Here is a 16,814-nt window from a genome sequence, read left to right on the forward strand (position 1 = left end):
GTCCTCTTGGCTTCGGAGGGGGTTGCGGTGCGGAATGGGGGCGTTGGGCCGGCGCGTGGCGATCGTCGGTCACGCACCTTGCGGCACGATGACTTTGAGGCCCTTGAAGTAGTCGCGGAAGAAACTGGCGTCGCGCGTGATCAGGCCATTGCACTGCAGCAGCGCGTGCGCGCCGATCAGGAAATCGGGCACGGTGCGCGGGCCGGCGGCGGGCAGTCCGGCGGCCTTGCGGCGCTCCTTGTAGCGGCGCTGCATCTCGCCGGCGCGCACGGCCGCGCGCGCCTCGATCGGCGAGAACGTGATGCCGGCCTGCTCGAGCGTGTCGAGCAGTTCGGCGCCGTAACCGAGGCCGCTGACGACTTCGCTGACGACGACGTCGCACACGACGACGGGGCCGCGCGCGAGCGCGTCGCGCAGGCTCTCCTCGGCCGCCTCGGCGCGGGCGTCGCCGCCGAGCAGGTCGATCAGCACCGGGGAGTCGACGGCGATCATCAGGTGTCGGCCGGGTCGCCGGGGGCGCGGCCGCGCAGCTCGCGCATCACGTCGTCGGTGGTCACGCCCGGCGGCAGCCGGAAGCGACCGCGCAGGCGCGACAGCGCATCGTCGACCTCCTTGCGCAGGATGATGCGGCTGCCGTCGAGCTCGACCTTGAGCTTGGTGCCCTTGGTCAGGCCGAGCGCGTCGCGCACGGCCTTGGGCAGCGTGATCTGGCCGCGTTCGGCGACGGTGGCTTCCATGACGGCATGTGCGGTGAAGTATGTATCCAGTATACATACCCGATCCTGCGGATGCGGATCCACCGTCGAGCCACCGCGGCGGGGCGCGGGCACGAAAAAGCCGCCCGCAGGCGGCTTGCGAACGTCGACGCAGCGCGGCACCCGCGCGCGTCACGGCATCTCACTTCTTCGGCGTCATGTAGTCGCTGACGACCTTCCAGCGCGCGTCCTGCAGCTGCGACAGCCGCGTCGCGTTGCTGCCCAGGCGCTTCGTCGGGCTGAACGTCATCTCGGCACTGCCGAAGATGTCGGGCGGGATCGTCATCGAGTCCATCGCCTTGATGAAGCTGTCGGTCGTCAGGTTCGGGCCGGCCTTGGTCGCGGCGCGGATGAAGGCGTCGACCGCGTTGTAGCCGTAGACCGAGAACACCGTCGGGTCCTCGTTGAACTTGGTCTTGTACTTGTTGGCCCAGAAGCTGATCTCGCGCGACGTGTCGTCGAGGTACGGGTGCTGCACCGTCATCGTCGCGTACAGCCCGTCCATCGCCTTGCCGCCGAGCTTGTGGATCAGGTCGGTGTAGGCGGCGCTCGAGCCGAGGAAGGTCGGGTTGAAGCCGGTCTTGCGCGCCTCGGCGATCGCACCGATCGTCTCGCGGATGATGGTGCCGAGCACGACGAAGTCGCAGCCGGCGGCCTTCATGCGCGCGACCTGGCTCGAGAAGTCGGTCGCGCCGCGCTTGTAGGTCGTCTTCTCGGCGAGCGTGACGCCGATCGTCTTCAGGCCGTCCTCGGCACCGCGCATGACTTCCAGGCCGAACTCGTCGTCCTGGTACATCGTGCAGGCCTTGGTCGCGTTCTTCTGCTTGTACAGCATCGGCGCGGCGATCAGCATCTGGTCGTAGTACGGCGCCGCGAACGAATACTTCAGCCGGTGGAACGGCTCGTACATCTGCCGCGCCGCGGTCACGGGGAAGAAGTTGAGGACGTTCTTCTCGAACTGCACCGGCATCGCCGCCATGTTCTGCGCCGTGCCGATGTGGCCGACGACGGCGAACACCTTGTCCTGGTTGACGAGCTTCTGCGCCGCGAGCACGGCCTTGCGCGGGTCGTAGGCCGAGTCCTCGACGATCAGGCGCAGCTTGCGGCCGTTGACGCCGCCCTGCTCGTTGGCCTCGTCGACGCGCAGCATCATGCCCAGGCGCACCTGCTTGCCGAATCCGGCGATCGGCCCCGACAGGTCCTGGATCGAGCCGATCACGATCTCGTTCTTGCTGACGCCCTGCGTCGCCTGCGCCAGGGCCAGCGGCGCCGCGACGACCAGCGCCAGGGCGGTGAGGGTGTGTTTCATGCGTCGTCTCCTTGAGTGCCGCTAGCTGCGGCCGTTGCCGTACATCGACTCGATCAGCGGGGCGTACTTCTGCTGCACGAACCGCCGTTTGAGCTTCATCGTCGGGGTCAGTTCCTCGTCCTCGGCGGTGAGCTGCGTCTCGATCAGGCGGAACGCCTTGATCTGCTCGACGCGCGCGAACTTGGCGTTGACCTTGTCGATCTCGCGCTGGATCAGCTCCTGCACCTCGCGCGCGCGCGTCAGGCTCGCATAGTTCGAGAACGGCACGTCGTGGTCCTGCGCGTACTTCTCGACGTTCTCCTGGTCGATCATGATCAGTACCGTCAGGTACGGGCGCCGGTCGCCGATCACCACCGCGTCGGTGATGTACGGCGAGAATTTCAGCTCGTTTTCGATCTCGCTGGGCGTGATGTTCTTGCCCCCGGCCGTGATGATGATGTCCTTCATCCGGTCCGTGATGCGGAAGAACCCTTCGTCGTCGACGGTGCCGACGTCACCGGTGTGCAGCCAGCCGTCGGCGTCGATCGTCTCGGCCGTCTTCTCGGGCTGGTTCAGGTAGCCCATGAAGACGTTGGGGCCGCGGATCAGCAGCTCGCCGGTGGCCGGGTCGACCCGCACCTCGTTGTAGCTGCACGCCGGCCCGATCGAGCCGGGCTTGATCTTCCACGCGGGCATCCCGGTCGACGCGCCGCCCGACTCGGTCTGTCCCCACACTTCGAGCATCGGCACGCCGAGCGAGAGGTACCAGCGCACCAGCTCGGGCGAGATCGGCGCCGCGCCGGTGACGAGAAAGCGCGAGCGGTGGATGCCGATCAGCTTGCGCACGTTGTCGAGCACGAGCAGTCGCGCGAGCCGGAACTGCAGCTTCAGCGTCGCCGGCACCGGCCGGCCGGCGAGCACCAGGTCGGCGATGCGCCGCCCGACGCCGATGGCCCAGGCGTAGGCGGCCTGCTGCAGCTTCGTCGACTCCGACAGCGCGATCGTCACCGCCGAGTAGAACTTCTCCCACACGCGCGGCACGGCGACGAACACGGTGGGCGCGATCTCGCGCACGTTCTCGGGCACCGTGTCGGGGTTTTCGACGAAGTTCAGCTTCGAGCCGGTGTACATCGAAAAGTACTCGCCGCCCAGCCGCTCGGCGACGTGGCACAGCGGCAGGAAGCACATGCGCTCGTCGCGCTCGTCCTGCGCGATCAGCGTGTTGTAGCCGCGCATCGTGTAGACCAGGCTCTTGTGCGCATGCATCGCGCCCTTGGGCTTGCCGGTGGTGCCCGAGGTGTAGATCAGGATCGCGAGGTCCTCGGGACGGCGGCTCCTGAGGTGCGCGTCGAACAGCCCCGGGTGCGCGCGGTCGTGCTCGCGGCCCATGCTGCGCAGCACGTCGAAGCTGACGACCATCGGGTCCTCGAAGCGGTGCAGCCCCTCCATGTCGAAGACGACGATCTTCTTCAGCCGCGGCAGCCGCTCGCGCACCTCGAGTGCCTTGTCGAGCTGCTCCTCGTCTTCGACGAAGAGGATCGACGTCGCCGAGTCCTCGCACAGGTACTGCACCTGGCTCGGCGAGTCGGTCGGGTAGATGCCGTTCGAGACGCCGCCGGCGCTGAGGATGCCGAGGTCCGCCAGCACCCACTCGACGACGGTGTTCGACAGGATCGACGCCGTGTCGCCGGGCTCGAAGCCGAGCGCGGCCAGGCCCATCGCGACCTCGCGCACCGCGCGGCCGGTGTCGTTCCACGTCCACGCGCGCCACAGCCCGAGGTGCTTCTCGCGCAGCCACACCGCGTCGCCGCGCTGCCGCACGGCGTTCCAGAACACCTCGGGGATCGTCTCGCCGGGCACGACGATGTCGGTGCGCGGCTGGATGTGGCTCAGGTCCCACAGGTTGCTCATGCGCTCACCGCCACGTCTTCTTCTTCTTCCAGCGCCGCTCGCCGCGCGCGCCGGCCTCCTTCATGCCCAGGTAGAACTCCTTGATGTCCTCCTTCTCGCGCAGGCGCTCGCAGGTGTCTTCCATCACGATGCGGCCGTTCTCGAGCACGTAGCCGTAGTCGGCGGCGTTGAGCGCCATGTTGGCGTTCTGCTCGACGAGCAGCATCGTCGTGCCGCGCTCGCGGTTGATGCGCACGATGATCTCGAAAATCTCCTTCGTCAGCTTCGGACTCAGGCCCAGGCTCGGCTCGTCGAGCAGCATCAGCTCGGGCGCGGCCATCAGCGCGCGGCTGATCGCCAGCATCTGCTGCTGCCCGCCCGACAGCAGCCCGGCGTCCTGCTTCTCGCGCTCCTTGAGGATCGGGAAGTAGCGGTACACCGCCTCCATGTCGCGCGCGACCGCGTCGCGGTCGGTGCGCGTGTAGGCGCCCATCAGCAGGTTGTCGTGTACCGACAGCAGCGGGAACACCTCGCGCCCCTCGGGCACGTGCACGAGGCCCTGCTGCACGATGAACGCCGGGTCCTGCGCGGTGATGTTCATGCCCTTGAACTCGACCGTGCCCTTGCGCGGGTCGATGATGCCGCTGATCGTCTTCAGGATCGTCGTCTTGCCCGCGCCGTTGCTGCCGAGCACGGTCGCGATCTGGCCGCGCTCGACCTGCAGGCTCACGCCGCGGATCGCCTTGATCGGGCCGTAGGCGCTCTCGACGTTGCTGAGCTTGAGGATGACCTCGGCCGTCATCTGACTCTCCGCAGCGACGACGCGTCGTCGGCGGTGCCGAGGTAGGCCTCGACGACGCCCGGGTGCGACTGCACCTCGGCCGGCGTGCCGAGCGCGAGCACCTCGCCCTGGTTCATCGCGAGCACGCGGTCCGACACGCGCGAGACCAGCCCCATGTCGTGCTCGACCATCAGCACCGTGATGCCGAGGTCGTCGACGATGTCCTGGATCCAGAACGCCATGTCGCCGGTCTCCTCGACGTTCAGCCCCGACGACGGCTCGTCGAGCAGCAGCAGCTTCGGCCCAGTGGCCAGTGCGCGCGCGAGCTCGACGACCTTGCGCACGCCGTACGGCAGCCCGGCGACCATCGTGTCGCGGTAGTGCTGCAGGTCGAGGAAGTCGATCACCTCCTCGACCTTCTCGCGCGTCGCGCGCTCGGCGGCGCGCACCTTCGGCAGGAACAGCATCTCGCTCCACAGACCGCTCGTGCGGTGCACGTGGCGCCCGATCAGCAGGTTCTGCAGCACCGTCGCGTGCTCGAACAGCTCGATGTTCTGGAACGTGCGCGCGATGCCCAGCGGCGCGATCTTGTGCGGCGGCACCGCGAGCAGGTCCTGCCCCTCGAACGCGATCGCGCCGGCGGTGGGCGTGTAGATGCGGCTGATCAGGTTGAACACCGTCGTCTTGCCGGCGCCGTTGGGGCCGATCAGCGTGAACACCTCGCCGCGGCGCACGTCGAAGCTGACGTCGTTGACCGCCAGCACGCCGCCGAAGCGCACTTGCAGGTTCTTCGCCGAGAGCAGCACGTCCTGCATCGCTAGCGCAGCCGGTCGGACTTCTGGAACGCCTTCTGCCGCTTGAACAGGCCCTTGCGGTAGAAGGGGAAGAGCTGGAACCACGTGCGGATCTTCAGCCAGCGGCCGTACAGGCCCATCGGCTCGAACAGCACGAACGCGATCAGCACCGCGCCGTAGATCACCGCCTTCAGCCCCGGCGCTTGTGCGATCGTGGCGGGCAGCACGTCCTTGAAGGCGCTGATCGCCTGCGGCATGCCGATCAGGAAGATCGCGCCGAGGAAGGCGCCGTGCACGCTGCCGAGCCCGCCGATGACGACCATCAGCAGCAGGTCGATCGACGCGATGATGTTGAACTGGTCCGGGCTCAGGAAGCGGATCGCGTGCGCGTACAGCGCCCCGCCGATGCCGGCCAGCGCGGCGCTGATCGCGAAGCTCAGCGTCTTGTAGTACGCGAGGTGGATGCCCATGCTTTGCGCCGAGATCTCGCTGTCGCGGATCGCGACGAACGCGCGGCCGGTGGGGCTGCGCAGCAGGTTGAGCACCGCCAGCGTACAGGCCACCGTGATCACGAGGCAGAGGAAATAGAACGTCTCGCCGCTGTCGGCCACCCAGCCGAACATCTGCGGCTGGCCGACCATCAGCCCGGCGTTGCCGCCGGTGACGCTCTCCCAGCGCGCGAGCACCTCCTCGACGATGAAACCGAAGGCCAGCGTCGCGATGCCGAGGTAGATCCCTTTGACGCGCAGCGCCGGCAGCCCGACGACGGCACCGACCGCGGCCGACAGGCCGGCGGCAGCCGCCAGCGACAGCGGGAACGGCCAGCCCTGCGCGGCGAGCACCGCCTGCGTGTACGCGCCGACGCCGAGGAACGCCGCGTGCCCGATCGAGAACAGCCCGGTGAAGCCGGCGAGCAGCATCAGCCCGAGGCCGACGATGCCGTAGATCAGGATGAAGGTCAGCTGCGCGAGGCCGTACGACTCGAGCCACCACGGCGCCGTCACCAGCGCGGCGAGCAGCAGGCCGTACCAGAATCGGTGCCCGCCGTGCTTGGCCAGGCGGATGTCCTGGTCGTAGCTGGTCTTGAAGATGAAGCGCATCGCCCGCTACACCTTCTTTCTGAGGTTCTCGCCGAACAGGCCGTTGGGCTTGATCATCAGCATCAAGAGTACGACGACGTAGGCCGCGACGTCCTTGAAGCCCTCGGGCAGGTAGAAGCCGGCCAGCGACTCGACGACGCCGATGATCAGCCCGCCGACGATTGCACCGGGCAGGCTGCCGAAGCCGCCGACGACTGCCGCCGGGAACGCCTTCAGGCCGATGAAGCCCATGTTGGCGTGCACGAACGTGATCGGCGCCAGCAGCAGCCCGGCCACCGCCGCGACCATCGCCGCGAGCGCCCAGACGACGCCGTTGAGCTTCTTGACCGGGATGCCCATGTAGTACGCGGCGAGCTGGTTCTGCGACGCCGCCTGCATCGCGATGCCGACCTTGCTGCGGCTGAACATCAGGTACAGCACGAGGCACAGCAGCCCGGTGACGGCGATCACGACGAGCTGCTCGACCGCCAGCACGACGCCGCCGACCGGCACGACGGCGTCCTTGTACGGCACCGGCAGCGTGTGCGTGTCGGTGCCGATGCCCGGGATCATCGTGATCGCGCCGCGCGCGACGTAGCCGACGCCGATCGTCAGCATCACGATCGAGAACGTGGGCTGGCCGAGGATGGGCCGGATCACGACGCGCTCGATCGCGAGGCCGAACAGCCCCATCGCAGCGATCACGGCCGGCACCGTGATCCAGAACGGGAAGCCCAGCACCGTCAGCGCCGCCAGGCCGAGGAAGGCACCGAGCATCATCAGGTCGCCCTGCGCGAAGCTCACCGCTTCGGTGGCCTTGTAGATGAGCACGAAGCCCAGCGCGATCAGACCGTAGATGCAGCCTTGCGCGATGCCGCTGACCAGAACCTGCAGGACCTGCAAGACGAACCCCGGGAGACCGATCGACAATGACCTGAACGAAACCGCGCATTTGTAGCGAAAGGCTTGCGCTTGTCGTGCGCGAGGAAACCCGCAAGAACGCCCGAGGAGGTGTCACGATGGAGACAGTGGGCATCACCCGCGACGGCCCCGTGTGGACCGTCACGCTGCAGCGGCCCGCGGCGCGCAATGCCGTCGATGGCCCGACGGCGCGCGCGCTCGCGGCGGCGTTGCGCGCGTTCGACGCCGACGCCGACGCGCGTGTCGCGGTGCTCGCCGGTGCCGGAGGCCACTTCTGTGCCGGGGCCGACCTGAAGGCGGTCGCCGAAGGCGGCGAGCGGATGAACCCGCTCGAGGACGACCTCGACGCCGACGGCCCGATGGGGCCGACGCGGCTCGTGCTGACCAAACCCGTGATCGCCGCCGTCAGCGGCCACGCGGTGGCCGGGGGCTTCGAGCTCGCGCTGTGGTGCGACCTGCGCGTCGTCGACGACAGCGCCGTCTTCGGTGTGTTCTGCCGCCGCTGGGGCGTGCCGCTGATCGACGGCGGCACGGTGCGCCTGCCGCGGCTGATCGGCGAGAGCCGGGCGCTCGACCTGATCCTCACCGGCCGCGCCGTCGACGCCGACGAGGCGATGGCGATCGGGCTGGCCACGCGCCGCGCCGCGCCGGGCCAGACGGCGCTCGACGCCGCGCTCGCGCTCGCGCGCGAACTCGCCGCCCTGCCGCAGACCTGCCTGCGCTCGGATCTGGCGAGCGTCAAGGCGCAGGCCGGCCTGCCGCTGCGCGACGCGCTCGCGCACGAGTTCGCGCTCGGGATGGCGACGCTCGCGTCGGGCGAGAGCCGCGAGGGGGCAGCGCGCTTCGCCGGCGGGGCCGGGCGCCACGGGCGGCCGGCCTGAGTGCGGCGGCTACGCGCTGAAGATGAAGCGCGTGCCGGTCGACGAGCGCACGAAGCGCTCGGGCATCTCGGCCTGCACCATCGCGATGAAGGCTTCGCCCGAGCAGTGCATCGGGATCAGGAAGTCGGGGTTGATCGCCTTGAGCTCGGCCAGCGTCTGGCGCTGGTACTCGGGCGCGTGCGGCGCGAGGTGGAAGCCGCCGAGGATCGCGTGCACCTTGTCGGTGCCCGCGACCTGCATCGCCTTGCGCACCGAGTTGACGATGCCGCGGTGGCCGCACGACGTCATCACGACGAGGCCGCGGCCGCGCAGGTGGTACGCGATCGCCTGCTCGTGCTCGAAGTCGTCGGGCACGGCCGTGGTCAGCGCGCGCTTGGCCTCGGGCAGGCGCTCCGGCGCGCAGCCGAGCGCGCCTTGCATGCCCACCGTCATGCGCGTCGGCGCGAGCACGCGCTCGAACGACGCGCGCGGGATCGTGCCCGTCGTGAAGCCGTGCGAGGCCAGCACCGACGGACGCTCGGCGAAGGTCACCGTCAGCCCGGCGTGGCGGATTGCGTCGCGGTCGAGGGCGCCGAAGCTGCCGGCCTCCCCGGGCACGTTGAGCTCGCGCGTGCAGAAGCACTCCTCGCTGCCGAGATAGAACGGCAGCCCCGCCTTCAGCTTGCCGCGGTTTGCTTCCAAGAAGCCGACCATGCCCCCGAAGTGGTCGAAGTGGCCGTGGCTGAGCGCGATCGCATCGAGCTTCGACGCATCGATGCCGCACAGCAGCAGGTTGTTCAGCAGCGCCTCGGGGGTGTAGCCGAAGTCGAGCAGCACCTGCCGCGTCTCGTCGCCGCGCGCCGACTCGACGTGCAGCGACAGTCCCCACTCGTTTTGCAGCGTGCGCCGCGGCGGCGTGCGCGGCGCGACGGCGAAGCCCAGGCGCTGCACCTGCAGCGAGCCGAGGGTGCGCGGCGGCTCGAACGCGTGGTGGTACGAGTCGGTGACGACGCGGATCGCGACGCGGTCGACGACCGGGATGTCGGCGGGCTTGTCGACCGCCTGCGCGACCGCGACGCGGCCGCCGAACAGGCCGCCGGCGGCCAGCGCCGTCAGCGAGCCGGCGCCGGCGCGCAGCAGTCGCCGCCGACCGGCGCTGGCGAGGTAGTCGTCGTGAGGCAGGGCACGGTCGGTCATCGCAGTCTCCTCGTCTCGTTGGGGTGTGCGACGGATGCTACGGGACACCGGCGCCGGATGTCACGCGCGCCTCGCGCAGGCCTCAGCGGCGCGGTCGCTTCGGTCCCTGCGCCGGTGCCGGTGCCGCGCGACGCTTGCCGGTGACGTCGCGCGACCACGCCGAGCGCGCATTGCGCGCTGCCGGCGGCGCCATGTGCGCGTCGCCGACGTCGCCCGGGGGCAGTTCGGGCAGCGGCCGTCCCGAGTCGCGCCACTCGACCGCGGCCGGGAAGCCGTGGGCCTCGGCATAGCGGCGAAACCACACGCCCTCGGGCGAGTGGCGCGTGATGCCGTCGAACAGCGTCGCCAACACCTGCGTCTGCTCGAGCCCCATCGCCTCGACGGCCTGGTTGATCACGAGTTTCTGCATCATCAGCTGCGCGGTGGGCACACCGGCGATGCGTTCGGCGAGCTGCGTCGTCGCCGCGTCGAGTTCGGCCGCCGGCACCGCGAGCGTTGCCAGCCCCCACTCGGCGGCAGTGCGCCCGTCGATCAGGTCGCCGGTGAACAGCAGCCGCTTGGCGCGCATCGCGCCAAGGCGGTAGACCCACATCGCCGTCGTCGGGCAGCCCCACACGCGCGCCGGCATGTAGCCGATCTTCGCGTCGTCGGCCATCACGAGCAGGTCGCAGGCGAGCGCGATGTCGCTGCCGCCGGCCACCGCGTAGCCGTGCACCTTGCAGATCGTCGGCTTGTGGCTCTTCCACAGGCTCATGAACTGCTCGGTGTTCTTCTTCATCAGCTTGTAGTCGTGCATCGGCTGCCACGGCATCGGCTGGTTCGCCGCGTGCGCGTGCTCGGCGTAGAACTTCAGGTCGTAGCCGGCGCAGAACGCGCTGCCCGCGCCTTGCAGCACGATGGCGTGCACGCGCGCGTCGTCGTTGGCGGCGGCCACGGCCGCCTCGATCTCGCCGGGCATGCGGTCGTCGATTGCGTTGAGCCGCTCGGGGCGGTTCAGCGTGATCGTCGCGATGCGCCCGCGCACCGCGAGCTTCAGCGTCGAGAAGCGTGGCATTCAGACCCCCAGCTGGCGCGCCGCCAGCTCCTTCATGATCTCGTCGGTGCCGCCGCCGATCGTCATCACCTTGACTTCGCGGTAGATGCGCTCGCTCTTCGTGCCGCGCATGTAGCCCATGCCGCCGAGGATCTGCACCGCGGCATCGGCGCAGTGCTGCATCGTGCGCGTGGCGTCGTTCTTCAGCAGGCACAGGTCGGCGACCGTCTCGGCGTCGGGGCGGCTGCCGGCGGCATCGAGCCGGCGCGTGACGTCGGCGAGCAGCGCGCGGCTGGCGACGATGCGCGTGCGCATGTCCATCAGCTTGTGGCGCACCGCCTGGTGCTCGACGAGCGTGCGGCCGAAGGTGCGGCGCTGGCGCGCCCAGTCGAGCGCCTCGTCGTACGCGACCTGCGCGAACGCGACGGCACCGGCGGCGAGCACGAGGCGCTCGCCGTTGAAGTTCTCCATGATCAGGCGAAAGCCGCCGTGCTCGGCGCCGATCAGGTGGTCGGCAGGCACGCGCACGCCGTCGAAGCGCAGGTGCGCCGTGTCGCTGCACCACCAGCCCATCTTCTTCAGCGGCGTGCGGGTCAGTCCCGGCGCGTCGCCCGGCACCGCGAGCAGCGAGATGCCGCCGGCGCCCGGCCCACCGGTGCGCACCGCCACCGTCAGCCAGTCGGCGCGCATCCCCGACGTGATGAACACCTTCTCGCCGTCGATCACGTACGCGTCGCCGTCGCGCCGCGCGGTGGTGCGCAGCTGCGCGACGTCGGAGCCGCCACCCGGCTCGGTGACGGCCAGCGCGGCGATCTCCTCGCCGGCGAGCACCGGCGCGATCACGCGCCGCTGCAGCCCGGCGCTGCCGGCCGCCAGGATCGGCGGCAGCGCGATGTTGTGCGAAAACAGGCTCGCGAGCAGCCCGCCACTGCCGGCGCGCGCGATTTCCTCGACGGCGACCAGCCGCGTCGCGAAGTCGCACGGCGTGCCGCCGAGCGCCTCGGGGTAGCCCAGTCCGAGCAGACCGAGCGCGGCAGCGCGCCGGTACAGCTCGCGCGGGAATTCGCCGGCCTCGTCCCACGCGTCGACGTGCGGCGCCACCTCGCGCTCGACGAAGCGGCGCACGCCGGCGCGAAAGTCGTCGAGGGTCGCGGCGTCCACGCCGGTCAGGCCGAGGCGTCGGGCAGATAGCGCACCGACAGCACGCCGTCGATGCGCCGCAGCTCGGCGAGCACCGCGTCGGTGACGGGGCTGTCGACGTCGACGAGCGTGTAGGCCATCTCGCCGCGCGACTTGTTGACCATGTTGTGGATGTTCAGCCCCGCGCGCGCCATCGCCGTCGAGATCTGGCCGAGCATGTTCGGCACGTTGGCGTTGGCGATCGCCACGCGCCACGGCGACTCGCGCGCCATCGTGACGCTCGGGAAGTTGACCGCGTGCTCGACCTGGCCGTGCTCGAGGTACGCGCGCAGCTGGTCGATCACCATGCGCGCGCAGTTTTCCTCGGCCTCGTGCGTCGAAGCCCCCAGGTGCGGCAGCGCGACGACGCGCTCGCGGCCGTGCAGCGTCGCGTTCGGGAAGTCGCAGACGTAGGCGTGCAGCGCCTTGCGCTCGAGCGCGGCGACGACAGCCGCGTCGTCGACGACGCCCTCGCGCGAAAAGTTCAGCAGCACGGCCCCGCGCTTCATCAGCGCGACGTTGTCGGCATTGACCAGGTGCCGCGTCGACTCCGCGAGCGGCACGTGCAGCGTGACGAAGTGCGCGTGCTTGAGCACGTCGGCGACGCTGGCGGCCTTCCTGACCTGCGACGGCAGGCTCCACGCCGCGTCGACCGTGATGTGCGGGTCGTAGCCCAGCACGTCCATGCCGAGGCGGATCGCGGCGTCGGCGACGAGGCAGCCGATCCGGCCCAGCCCGACGATGCCCAGCGTGCGCCCGGCGAGTTCGAAGCCGGCGAAGGCCTTCTTGCCGTCCTCGACGGTCTTCTCGAGGTCGGGCGCCACAGGGTCGAGTGCGGCGACGAAACGCAGCGCCGGCGCGAGGTTGCGCGCCGCGATCAGCATGCCGGCAAGCACGAGCTCCTTGACCGCGTTGGCGTTGGCGCCCGGCGCGTTGAACACCGGCACGCCGCGCGCGCTCATCGCCGCGACCGGGATGTTGTTGGTGCCAGCGCCGGCGCGCGCGATCGCCTGGACGCTGGCGGGGATCGGCGCGTGGTGCAGGTCGGCCGAGCGCAGCAGGATCGCGTCGGGGTCGGCGAGGTCCCGGCCGACCTCGTAGCGCTCGGGTGGCAGGCGCTCGAGGCCGTGCGCCGAGATCTGGTTGAGCACGCGCACGCGCAGGCGTGCCGCCCGGCCTTCAGCCATGGCGCGCCTCGAACTCCTTCATGTAGTCGACCAGCGCCTGCACGCCCTCGATCGGCATCGCGTTGTAGATCGACGCGCGCATGCCGCCGACCGAGCGGTGGCCCTTGAGCTGCACCATGCCGCGCTCCTGCGCGCCCTTCAGGAACGCCTCGTCGAGCGACTCGTCCTTCAGCCTGAACGGCACGTTCATCCGCGAGCGGTCGGCCTTCGCGACCGGGCTGACGTAGAAGCTGCTCGCGTCGAGGAAGTCGTACAGCAGCGCGGCCTTGCGCTCGTTGTGCGCGGCGATCGCGTCGAGGCCGCCCTGGTCCTTGAGCCACTGGAACACGAGGCCGGCGATGTAGATCGCGTAGGTCGGCGGCGTGTTGAGCATCGAGTCGTTGTCGGCGAGCTGCTTGTAGTCGAACACCGACGGCGTGATCGGCAGCGCCTGGCCGATCAGGTCGTCGCGCACGATCACGATCGTCAGCCCCGCCGGGCCGATGTTCTTCTGTGCGCCGGCATAGATCAGGCCGTAGCGGCTCACGTCGACCGGGCGCGAGAGGATGTTGCTCGACATGTCGGCCACCAGCGGCACGTCGCCGGTGTCGGGCGTCCAGTGGTACTCGACGCCGCCGATCGTCTCGTTCGCGCAGATGTGCACGTAGGCGGCGTTGGGGTCGAGCTGCCACTCGGCGCGCGGCGGCACGTGCGTGAAGCGGCTCGCCTCGGCGGTGGCGGCGATGCGCACCTCGCAGTACTTGCGGGCCTCCTGGATCGACTTCTTCGACCACTCGCCGGTGTGCACGTAGTCGGCGCTCGTGCGCCCGCGCAGCAGGTTCATCGGCACGATCGCGTTCTGCGCGATCGCGCCGCCCTGCATGAACAGCACCTTGTAGTTCGCGGGAATCGCCATCAGCTCGCGCAGGTCGGCCTCGGCCTGCGCGTGGATCGCCATGTACTCCTTGCCGCGGTGGCTCATCTCCATCACCGACATGCCCGAGCCGTGCCAGTCGAGCATCTCGGCAGCGGCACGCTGCAGCACCGGTTCGGGCAGCGCGGCGGGGCCGGCGCTGAAGTTGATCGCGCGGGTCATCGGGGTCTCCGGGGCACGGGAAGGGAGCAGGGCGGCAAGCTTAGCCGAAGCCCCGCAGGCGCTGCGTTATCGTGCACCCGATGGACGCGTTCACCTTCTTCTGGCACGACTACGAGACCTTCGGCCGCGACCCGCGCCGCGACCGCCCCGCGCAGTTCGCCGGCGTGCGCACCGACGCCGAACTCAACGAGATCGCGCCGCCGGTGATGCAGTACTGCCGCCCGGCACCGGACTGCCTGCCCGACCCCGAGAGCTGCCTGCTGACCGGCATCACGCCGCAACACGCGCTCGAGCACGGGGTGAGCGAGCACGACTTCGCCGCCGTCGTCGAGGCCGAGCTCGCGGCGCCGGACACGGTCGGCGTCGGCTACAACTCGATCCGCTTCGACGACGAGGTCACGCGCTTCCTGTTCTGGCGCACGCTGCGCGACCCGTATGCGCGCGAGTGGAAGAACGGCTGCGGGCGCTGGGACCTGCTCGACGTCGTGCGCTGCGCCTACGCGCTGCGCCCCGAGGGCATCGTGTGGCCGACGGGCGACGACGGCCGGCCGAGCTTCCGCCTCGAGAAGCTGACCGCCGCCAACGGCCTCGCGCACGCGTCGGCGCACGATGCACTGAGCGACGTGCGCGCGACGATCGCGCTCGCGCGCCTGCTGCGCACGCGCAAGCGCAGGCTGTGGGACTTCCTGCTCGCGCGCCGCGGCAAGCAGGCGGTGACCGACGAGATCGCCGCCGCGCAGCGCGCCGGCGTGCCGCTGCTGCACGTCTCGGGGCGCTACCCGGTCGAGCGCGGCTGCCTGGCGCTCGTGTGGCCGCTGGCGCCACACCCGACGAACCGCAACGAGGTCATCGTCTGGGACCTCGCCGAAGACCCGCAGCGCCTGGCCGGTCTCGACGCCGGCGAGGTCCGCGCGCGCCTGTTCACGCGCAGCGACGAACTGCCCGACGGCATCGAGCGGCTGCCGCTGAAGACGATCCACCTGAACCGCGCGCCTGTCGTGATCGGCAACCCGAAGGTGCTGACGCCGGCGATGGCCGAGCGCTGGGGCGTCGACGGCACGCGCGTCGAGCGCCACCTGCGCGAGGCGCAGCGGCTCGCACCGTCGCTCGCCGGCCTGTGGCCCGACGTGTTCGCGCGCCCCGAGCGCGGCGAGCCGCTCGACGTCGACGAGGACCTGTACGGTGGCTTCGTCGGCGACGCCGACCGCCGTGCACTCGAGCGGCTGCGCGCGCTGCCGGCCGACGAGCTGGCACACCGTCGCCCGGCGTTCGACGACCCGCGCCTCGACGAACTGGTGTGGCGCTGGCGCGCGCGCAACTTCCCCGCGACGCTCGACGCCGACGAGCGCCGGCGCTGGGAACGGCATTGCGCGCAGCGGCTGTACGACGGGGCGGGCGGCGCGCTGACGCTGGCGGCGTACCAGGAGCGCATCGACGCGCTGGCCGACGATCACGCCGACGACGCGCGCGCGATGGCGATTCTCGAGGCGCTGTCCGACTGGGGCGAGCAGGTGGCACCGCCCGCGTGAGCGGCGCGCTTGTGCATTCGCGCAGCCGGTGCGAGCATTGCGGACCGCACGCCCCCGCCCCGAGGAGATTCGATGAGCAAGCCCGCGTTCGACGCCGACGCCCTGATCACGATGTTCGAGTCGGCGACGGCCAAGCAGTCCGACCAGCTGCGCCAGGCGGTCGGCCAGGCCACGCTGGCGGCGCTGCAGGGGCGCGAGCTGACGCTGAAGAACATCCGCCAGGTGCTCAAGACCGTGACCGATGCGGCCGGCGCCGGGCTGGCGAAGAACCCGCTCGGTGCCGACGTCGCGCCGCTGCTCGACCAGGCCGTGGCCGGCATGGACGACGCGCTGCTGAAGGCCGTCGACGCGAACCGCGTCGCGCTGCAGCAGCTGCTCGCACAAGGCGCCGACCTGCGCGACAAGCACCTGAAGAAGGCGCTCGACGACCTCGACAAGATTGAGGTCACGCTGATCGCCGCGGTGAAGAAGGGTGCCGAGGGCGCCGGCGCGCCGCTGGCCGGACCGTGGCAGCAGGTGCTCGAGAAGATGCAAGCCGGCGGCACGCTGGCCGGCGGCCAGGCCGCCAAGACGGTGGAGGCCATCGAGCAGATGGTCGCGCAGATGCAGGGTGCGGCGCGCGAGTCTCGCCGCGCCGGCCTGCGCGCGGCGCAGGCCCTGGCCGAGAGCTACGCGGCGATGGTCAGCGGCGTGTTGATCGGCATGTCGGACGCGCTGCGCCAGGGGAAGGCATCGGCGCCTACCGAACCGAAGGCCGCTTCGCGTCGCAAGTCCTGAGCACCCGCGTTCGACGGCCGGCGTACAGCGCCTGGCCACGCGTTGCCGCACGCGTCGACCGTCTGGCCAGCAGGACCTCGGCCCGCTCGGGTCGTCATGGCACCGTGGCGGCGCCCCGCCGAAGACGGCAACGGCCGGTCGACGCCGGCTCGAGGGGCGCTCAGGCGCGATGGCGGCGAGCGCGGCGGGTCGTGAAGGTGCTGGCCGCCAGCCCCAGCGCCAGCAACCACGAAGTCGCCGGCAGCGGCACGGTGCCGCCGGGCGGCGACGAGCCTGCGCCATCGTCGTCGACGACGAAGATCTGGTCGAACTGGCCGTAGAAGTAGTCGTTGGCCGCCGGATTCGCGAGCGAGGCGTAGAAGTTGGCCTGCGAGCCGGCGGGGCCGGCGCCGAGGTCGAGCGTCCACAGCTGCACGCCCTGGCCGCCGCCGTAGCTCGCCTGCGTCGTGCCGTAGACCTGGTTGCCGAC

Annotated in this window: 17 protein-coding genes; 3 read left to right on the forward strand and 14 right to left on the reverse strand. The window is 70.4% G+C overall.

Annotated features, from left to right (window positions below; all coding sequences use genetic code 11):
- Window positions 1-69: 69 nt before the first annotated feature.
- The 8 genes from MOJ79_RS08645 to MOJ79_RS08680 form a co-directional block, all read right to left on the reverse strand.
- A complete protein-coding gene (locus MOJ79_RS08645) occupies window positions 70-492 on the reverse strand; it encodes a type II toxin-antitoxin system VapC family toxin (RefSeq protein ID WP_119286313.1) in 423 nt (140 codons plus the stop codon).
- On the reverse strand, window positions 492-737 hold the full coding sequence (locus MOJ79_RS08650; protein WP_119286311.1) for an AbrB/MazE/SpoVT family DNA-binding domain-containing protein: 246 nt from the start codon (window positions 735-737) through the stop codon (window positions 492-494). The genes MOJ79_RS08645 and MOJ79_RS08650 overlap by 1 nt, the downstream gene beginning before the upstream one ends.
- A gap of 160 nt (window positions 738-897) precedes the next feature.
- Window positions 898-2,064 carry an ABC transporter substrate-binding protein gene (locus MOJ79_RS08655; RefSeq protein ID WP_241923791.1) on the reverse strand — a complete coding sequence of 389 codons (1,167 nt, stop codon included), beginning with the start codon at window positions 2,062-2,064 and terminating at the stop codon, window positions 898-900.
- A gap of 21 nt (window positions 2,065-2,085) precedes the next feature.
- Window positions 2,086-3,954, reverse strand: coding sequence for an AMP-dependent synthetase/ligase (locus MOJ79_RS08660; protein WP_241923792.1), 1,869 nt, complete (start codon window positions 3,952-3,954; stop codon window positions 2,086-2,088).
- Window positions 3,955-3,958: 4 nt separating this feature from the next.
- Window positions 3,959-4,735, reverse strand: coding sequence for an ABC transporter ATP-binding protein (locus MOJ79_RS08665; protein ID WP_241923793.1), 777 nt, complete (start codon window positions 4,733-4,735; stop codon window positions 3,959-3,961).
- Window positions 4,732-5,529, reverse strand: a complete 798-nt coding sequence (locus tag MOJ79_RS08670; protein WP_241923794.1) for an ABC transporter ATP-binding protein — start codon at window positions 5,527-5,529, stop codon at window positions 4,732-4,734. Before MOJ79_RS08670 ends, MOJ79_RS08665 begins: the two co-directional genes overlap by 4 nt.
- A gap of 2 nt (window positions 5,530-5,531) precedes the next feature.
- Window positions 5,532-6,608: a branched-chain amino acid ABC transporter permease gene (locus tag MOJ79_RS08675; protein ID WP_241923795.1), complete on the reverse strand. Its 1,077-nt coding sequence runs from the start codon at window positions 6,606-6,608 to the stop codon at window positions 5,532-5,534.
- Window positions 6,609-6,614: 6 nt separating this feature from the next.
- A complete protein-coding gene (locus MOJ79_RS08680) occupies window positions 6,615-7,490 on the reverse strand; it encodes a branched-chain amino acid ABC transporter permease (protein ID WP_241923796.1) in 876 nt (291 codons plus the stop codon).
- Window positions 7,491-7,606: 116 nt separating this feature from the next.
- Here MOJ79_RS08680 and MOJ79_RS08685 point away from each other — a divergent pair, with 116 nt between their 5' ends.
- The gene (locus MOJ79_RS08685) at window positions 7,607-8,389 is read left to right on the forward strand and encodes a crotonase/enoyl-CoA hydratase family protein (protein WP_119286295.1); all 783 of its coding nucleotides are present in this window, start codon (window positions 7,607-7,609) and stop codon (window positions 8,387-8,389) included.
- 9 nt (window positions 8,390-8,398) lie between these two features.
- Here the strand turns inward: MOJ79_RS08685 and MOJ79_RS08690 are convergent, their stop codons facing one another.
- The 5 genes from MOJ79_RS08690 to serC all read right to left on the reverse strand — a co-directional run bounded on the left by MOJ79_RS08690 (window position 8,399) and on the right by serC (window position 14,039).
- Window positions 8,399-9,565, reverse strand: a complete 1,167-nt coding sequence (locus MOJ79_RS08690; RefSeq protein WP_241923797.1) for an MBL fold metallo-hydrolase — start codon at window positions 9,563-9,565, stop codon at window positions 8,399-8,401.
- A gap of 82 nt (window positions 9,566-9,647) precedes the next feature.
- Window positions 9,648-10,619 (reverse strand): crotonase/enoyl-CoA hydratase family protein, encoded by a 972-nt coding sequence (locus MOJ79_RS08695; protein ID WP_241923798.1) that lies wholly within the window; start codon window positions 10,617-10,619, stop codon window positions 9,648-9,650.
- Window positions 10,620-11,759 carry an acyl-CoA dehydrogenase family protein gene (locus tag MOJ79_RS08700; RefSeq protein WP_241923799.1) on the reverse strand — a complete coding sequence of 380 codons (1,140 nt, stop codon included), beginning with the start codon at window positions 11,757-11,759 and terminating at the stop codon, window positions 10,620-10,622. It lies immediately after the preceding gene.
- Window positions 11,760-11,764: 5 nt separating this feature from the next.
- Entirely contained in the window at window positions 11,765-12,964 is a 1,200-nt protein-coding gene (locus MOJ79_RS08705; RefSeq protein WP_241923800.1) for a phosphoglycerate dehydrogenase, read from the reverse strand.
- Complete coding sequence (gene serC / locus MOJ79_RS08710) at window positions 12,957-14,039, reverse strand: 3-phosphoserine/phosphohydroxythreonine transaminase (protein ID WP_241923801.1); 1,083 nt, start codon at window positions 14,037-14,039, stop codon at window positions 12,957-12,959. Before serC ends, MOJ79_RS08705 begins: the two co-directional genes overlap by 8 nt.
- An 80-nt stretch (window positions 14,040-14,119) precedes the next feature.
- Between serC and sbcB the strand changes: the two genes are divergently transcribed.
- Window positions 14,120-15,568 (forward strand): exodeoxyribonuclease I, encoded by a 1,449-nt coding sequence (gene sbcB, locus MOJ79_RS08715; RefSeq protein ID WP_241923802.1) that lies wholly within the window; start codon window positions 14,120-14,122, stop codon window positions 15,566-15,568.
- 72 nt (window positions 15,569-15,640) lie between these two features.
- Window positions 15,641-16,345 carry a DUF6781 family protein gene (locus MOJ79_RS08720; RefSeq protein ID WP_241923803.1) on the forward strand — a complete coding sequence of 235 codons (705 nt, stop codon included), beginning with the start codon at window positions 15,641-15,643 and terminating at the stop codon, window positions 16,343-16,345.
- 160 nt (window positions 16,346-16,505) lie between these two features.
- Here MOJ79_RS08720 and MOJ79_RS08725 read toward each other — a convergent pair.
- A partial coding sequence (locus tag MOJ79_RS08725) for a hypothetical protein (protein ID WP_241923804.1) occupies window positions 16,506-16,814 on the reverse strand: 309 nt, incomplete at its 5' end.

This window comes from Calidifontimicrobium sp. SYSU G02091, from assembly GCF_022631395.1.
GTDB lineage: Bacteria > Pseudomonadota > Gammaproteobacteria > Burkholderiales > Burkholderiaceae_C > Calidifontimicrobium > Calidifontimicrobium sediminis.

Coding starts and splice junctions, on each gene's coding strand:
- MOJ79_RS08645 (WP_119286313.1), bottom strand. CDS start 492: ATGATCGCCGTCGACTCCCCGGTGCTGATCGACCTGCTCGGCGGCGAC.
- MOJ79_RS08650 (WP_119286311.1), bottom strand. CDS start 737: ATGGAAGCCACCGTCGCCGAACGCGGCCAGATCACGCTGCCCAAGGCC.
- MOJ79_RS08655 (WP_241923791.1), bottom strand. CDS start 2,064: ATGAAACACACCCTCACCGCCCTGGCGCTGGTCGTCGCGGCGCCGCTG.
- MOJ79_RS08660 (WP_241923792.1), bottom strand. CDS start 3,954: ATGAGCAACCTGTGGGACCTGAGCCACATCCAGCCGCGCACCGACATC.
- MOJ79_RS08665 (WP_241923793.1), bottom strand. CDS start 4,735: ATGACGGCCGAGGTCATCCTCAAGCTCAGCAACGTCGAGAGCGCCTAC.
- MOJ79_RS08670 (WP_241923794.1), bottom strand. CDS start 5,529: ATGCAGGACGTGCTGCTCTCGGCGAAGAACCTGCAAGTGCGCTTCGGC.
- MOJ79_RS08675 (WP_241923795.1), bottom strand. CDS start 6,608: ATGCGCTTCATCTTCAAGACCAGCTACGACCAGGACATCCGCCTGGCC.
- MOJ79_RS08685 (WP_119286295.1), top strand. CDS start 7,607: ATGGAGACAGTGGGCATCACCCGCGACGGCCCCGTGTGGACCGTCACG.
- MOJ79_RS08690 (WP_241923797.1), bottom strand. CDS start 9,565: ATGACCGACCGTGCCCTGCCTCACGACGACTACCTCGCCAGCGCCGGT.
- MOJ79_RS08695 (WP_241923798.1), bottom strand. CDS start 10,619: ATGCCACGCTTCTCGACGCTGAAGCTCGCGGTGCGCGGGCGCATCGCG.
- MOJ79_RS08705 (WP_241923800.1), bottom strand. CDS start 12,964: ATGGCTGAAGGCCGGGCGGCACGCCTGCGCGTGCGCGTGCTCAACCAG.
- serC (WP_241923801.1), bottom strand. CDS start 14,039: ATGACCCGCGCGATCAACTTCAGCGCCGGCCCCGCCGCGCTGCCCGAA.
- sbcB (WP_241923802.1), top strand. CDS start 14,120: ATGGACGCGTTCACCTTCTTCTGGCACGACTACGAGACCTTCGGCCGC.
- MOJ79_RS08720 (WP_241923803.1), top strand. CDS start 15,641: ATGAGCAAGCCCGCGTTCGACGCCGACGCCCTGATCACGATGTTCGAG.